At 28.0% G+C, this 4,648-nt stretch carries 2 protein-coding genes; one reads left to right on the forward strand and one right to left on the reverse strand.

The genetic code is table 11. From position 1 onward, the window contains the following. The first annotated feature begins 45 nt into the window (after nt 1-45). Nucleotides 46-918, forward strand: a complete 873-nt coding sequence (locus GBZ86_RS12950) for a phosphatase domain-containing putative toxin (RefSeq protein WP_152891284.1) — start codon at nt 46-48, stop codon at nt 916-918. Nucleotides 919-1,030: 112 nt separating this feature from the next. On the opposite strand, the gene GBZ86_RS12955 is transcribed toward GBZ86_RS12950, so the two are convergent. Next, nucleotides 1,031-4,393: a glycosyl hydrolase family 95 catalytic domain-containing protein gene (locus GBZ86_RS12955; protein WP_152891286.1), complete on the reverse strand. Its 3,363-nt coding sequence runs from the start codon at nt 4,391-4,393 to the stop codon at nt 1,031-1,033. Between the last annotated feature and the right edge of the window lie 255 nt (nt 4,394-4,648).

The following is a 4,648-nucleotide window of genomic DNA, read 5'->3' on the forward strand; positions in this document are numbered from 1 at the left end:
AAAATATATTAACTAGAAAAAGAAAATAAAAAGGGAGTTAAAATAATGAAAAAATTCAATAAAATTTTATTCACCTATTTGCTTTTATTTACATTCTTATTTCCTGTAAAGGTAAATGCTAAAATATTTAATTTAGCTAATAATACTTTATCTATTAGTGATAAGGATATTTCCATATCTTTAGAAGGAAAAGACAAATGTGAATATCCTAAAAATTTTAGAATTATTGAAGGTTTAAATATGTCTGGAAGTGCACAATTTACGCCTTCTCAATTGTTACATATAAAAGATAAAATAAATAGCACTAATTTATATGTGGTAGATTTAAGACAAGAATCTCATGGTTTTATAAACAATAAGGCAATAAATTTCTATACTAAGAATAAAAAAAAGCATGGAGTTATAAATAAAGATTTAAGCTCTGAACAAACTTTATCAGCAGAAAAAAAGCTTTTAGAAACTATAAAACCAAATAGTGACCTTACAATTTATAAAAAAAGTGGTAAAGTTGATGAAGTTTTAAAAGTAGAAACTGTTCTTTCTGAACAAGAACTTACTAAAAAACATAATATTAAATATAAGCGTTTAGCTATAAGAGATGGTCATACTCCTGAACTTGCTACTATTGATGAATTTGTAGAATTTATAAAAACTCTTCCAAAGGATGCTCATCTTCATTTTCATTGCAAACATGGTAAGGGAAGAACTACTTCTTTTATGGCACTTTTTCAAATGATGAATAATAAAGAAAATTTATCTATTGCAGATATTTTAAATCAACAATTAGATGAAGGTGGTATTGATCTTAAAGAAAAAACTTCTAGAAAAGAACTTTTAGAACAATTTTATAAATATGTAAAAGAAAATAAAACAAATAATTATACTACTCCATTTTCTAAATGGGTAAAAAGTACTTAATTATATTTAAATGATAAAATTATTATTTTATATTAAAATATAAATAAAAGTTATGATAGGAAAATATTTAATTTGAAATTGTCCTATCATAACTTTTATTAAAAAACTTATTTTAGTTTAAAATTTTATTCATTATGAAGTTTAATTCATAATCATTTACTAGTCCATCCCCATTTAAATCTAACTCTTTAATATTTTGTCCATAATACTTAGATACTATAGATAAATCCCCTATATCAATAGTACCATTTTTATTGAAATCTCCCAAATTGCTAACCTCATAAACTTTTATTAATTTAGCATCTCCAAAACTACCATGGTCTGACCCTATACCATTACCTCCATCTTTAACTATAAGTTTTAATTCACTTTTATTTTTTATAGGAACTTTAATATACTTTTGAGGAGTATTATGATTCATTAATCCACTATCAAATACCTTTTCTCCATCTAAATATACTTCAAAAGATATGGATGCCACAGTTCCAGCCATTTCTTGATCAACTCCAACAAAAGTTTCAAAATAATCATAATATCCATAGTCTGAAATATTGTATATGATAGTAGAATTAGCATGAGTACCTATACCTTTTTCATAAGTAACATCATTTCCATTTTCATTTTTTAAAGTAATAATTCTACCATCACAACTTTTATCCTTATTTATAGTTCCATATCCTGTAGTGGCAGATACCCAATTAAAATCACTTACATAAATGCTAGATTCTACCTCTACTTTTTCTGATGGTTCAGATTGTCCTGTGGAATTTTTAGCTACTATATAATAAGTAAATGTATATTCATTATTTTCTAGGGCATTCTCATCTATAAATATATTTTCTGAAATATTTTCTCCTATTAATTCGAAAACATCTCCCTTTCCTTTTCTATATATATCGTAACTTTCTGCAAATTTAGCATCATTCCATGTTAATTTAACAGAACTTTTATCATTTCTTATAACTTTTAATCCTTCAACTTTTACAGGGGATTCCTTTGGAATATTATTAACAGTATATTCACCATCTACCGTAGTTTTAAACTTCACTACATTATCCTTAACTACTTCTGTGATTATTTCATTACCTTGTGCATCTACTATAACAGCTTCAGTTATTCCTGGATATTCTAAATAACAATCATTACCTGAACCTGATTTAATAGTTAATAAATCTAAAGAATTACTATTCCACTGTGCTCCTATCTCAAAATTTCCTCTAGCCTTCAATCCTTTATAAGAACCATCTGCCCAAGTTGTTGGTAATGATGGTAATGGATTTATTGTTCCAAAATGACTTTGAAGTAACATTTCAGCTATTCCAGAAGTTGCTCCCATATTTCCATCTAATTGAAATGGTGGATGTGTATCAAATAAATTGCTTAAAGTACTATCAGTTAATTGATTTTGCAATAATTTGTAAGCTCTATCTCCATCTAATAATCTTGCCCAAAGATTTATTTTATTAGCTTTAGACCATCCAGTTCCCCCATCGCCTCTATGATTCATAGTAACTTTAGCTGCTTCAAACAATTCTGGTGTGTCAACTTTATTTATTTGATTTCCTGGATATAATCCTACTAAATGGGAAATATGTCTGTGAGTGTTATTAGGATCATCTATGTCCTCCATCCATTCTTGAACTTGTCCATGTTTACCTACTTTAGGCTTTAGTAATCTTTCTCTTTTTTCTTTAAGTTCTGCTCTGAATTCATCATCTATTTCTAAAACTTCACTAGCTTTTATAGTATCAGTAAACAATTGCCATATAAGCTCTTGATCAAAAGTTGTTCCCATAGTTCTCGGACCATGCTCCGGTGAATAACTTGGAGAGGATATTAAATAGGTTTTTCCATCCTCCATAGTATGCTCTACTAAGAATTTAGTCCAAAAAGTTGCTGCTGACTTCATTATTGGATAAATTTTATCCCTTAAATAATCTTTATCCTCTGTAAATTGATAATGTTCCCATAAATTTTGAGATATCCATGCATTTGATGTTGGAGCCCAGCCCCAGTCAAAATCCCATCCCATAGCTGTAAAGCCAAAAGGATTATTCATAGTATTTACAGTCCAACTTTCATCATCATCAATACCACAATGTATCTTTGCAGTTTTCTTTCCTGGTTCTCTTAAACTATCTACATACTCCACTAATGGTATAGCTGTTTCAGAAAGATTGGTTACCTCTGCTGGCCAATAACACATTTGTAAATTCACATTAAAATGATAGTCTGATGCCCAAGGTGCATTATTGCTATTATTCCAAACTCCTTGTAAGTTTGCAGGTAAACTACCTTCCCTAGAAGAAGAAATCAACAAATATCTTCCATATTGAAAAAATAAACTTTCTAAACTTTTATTCCCAGGATTGCGTTTATAATTTTCTAACATATCATCTGTTGGAATATTTAGATTTAATTCTCCTAAATTTAATTCAACTCTATTAAATAACTCTTTATAATCTTTTAAATGTCTTTCTTTTAAACTTTCATAACCTTTTTCTATTGCATTATTTATTCTATTAGTTACTCCTTCATGAGGATCTTCTCCTCTATATTCTGGATATACATTAGCATAATCTGTTCCCGCCGCCATTATTATAGTTACTGCATTAGCATCTTCTACTCTAACCTTGTTATTTTCACCTATGGCAGTTCCACCTTCATTTAAAACTTTAATTTGAGATTCATAATTCATACCATTATTAGTAAGAGTTCCTCTTAATTTAATAGTATTATTCTCAACAGTTATAACATCTTGTCCCTCATGAGTTCCTTCATTTCTTACATTAAAAGAAAGAGCATTTTCTTTATCTGCTGTTATTTTCACAACCATTACATTATCAGGATAACTCATAAAATATTCTCTTGTATAATTTACTCCATTATAAGTATATTTAACCTTAGATATAGACTCTTCAATATCTAATTCTCTTCTATAATTTGTTACATCATTTTCATTAATATTAAAATCTAAATAAATATCTCCAAAATTTTGATAAGAACCATATCCATATCCACTATTAGGATCATTAGGATTGGTTGTTAATCCCCCAATACCACAAGCTTGTTGAAATAATGAACTAGAAGGTGTTTCACCTTTAGCTAATATTTCTCTTATTTTTTGAACTGCCTCCCAAGCTCCCTCTCTGTTACCACCATTGTATCCTTCCCAAGAACCTGGTCCACCAGTCCATAAAGTTTTTTCATTATATTGTATTCTTTCAGTGCTTATACCTCCAAATATCATCCCCCCCATATGACCATTACCAATAGGTAATGCTTGTGTTTCCCAATTAGTTGCTGCCTCATCATACCATAGCATTAATTTATTATTTACACTACTTTTCATTTGTTCTACATAAATATTACTTATATCTACCTTATCATTACGTACTGCTAATGCATAAACACTTTGCATAGATAAAGCAACCGTAGCTAAAAGTGATACCTTCCTTAAAAATTTTCCTCTCATAATTCTTACCCCCATATAAAAAATCATAAATTTATTAAACATTTTCATTATTCTTCACTTATAATTTTTTTCCTTTGTTTGTAATATTTATTTGTTGATATTTATTATTCAGTTTTTTTATTTTTAATAAATTATATTTATATTTTTTATAAATTTAGTAAGTATCTTGCTTTTTCATTATTATAATCATATAATTTACTCACTTAAAATAAGAAGATATGAAATTCAAAATTCCATATCTTCTCATTTCTTACA

The organism is Clostridium tarantellae (assembly GCF_009295725.1).
GTDB lineage: Bacteria > Bacillota > Clostridia > Clostridiales > Clostridiaceae > Sarcina > Sarcina tarantellae.

Excerpts from the sequence above, each read along its gene's own strand:
- GBZ86_RS12950 (WP_152891284.1), top strand. The coding sequence starts at position 46 with ATGAAAAAATTCAATAAAATTTTATTCACCTATTTGCTTTTATTTACA.
- GBZ86_RS12955 (WP_152891286.1), bottom strand. The coding sequence starts at position 4,393 with ATGAGAGGAAAATTTTTAAGGAAGGTATCACTTTTAGCTACGGTTGCT.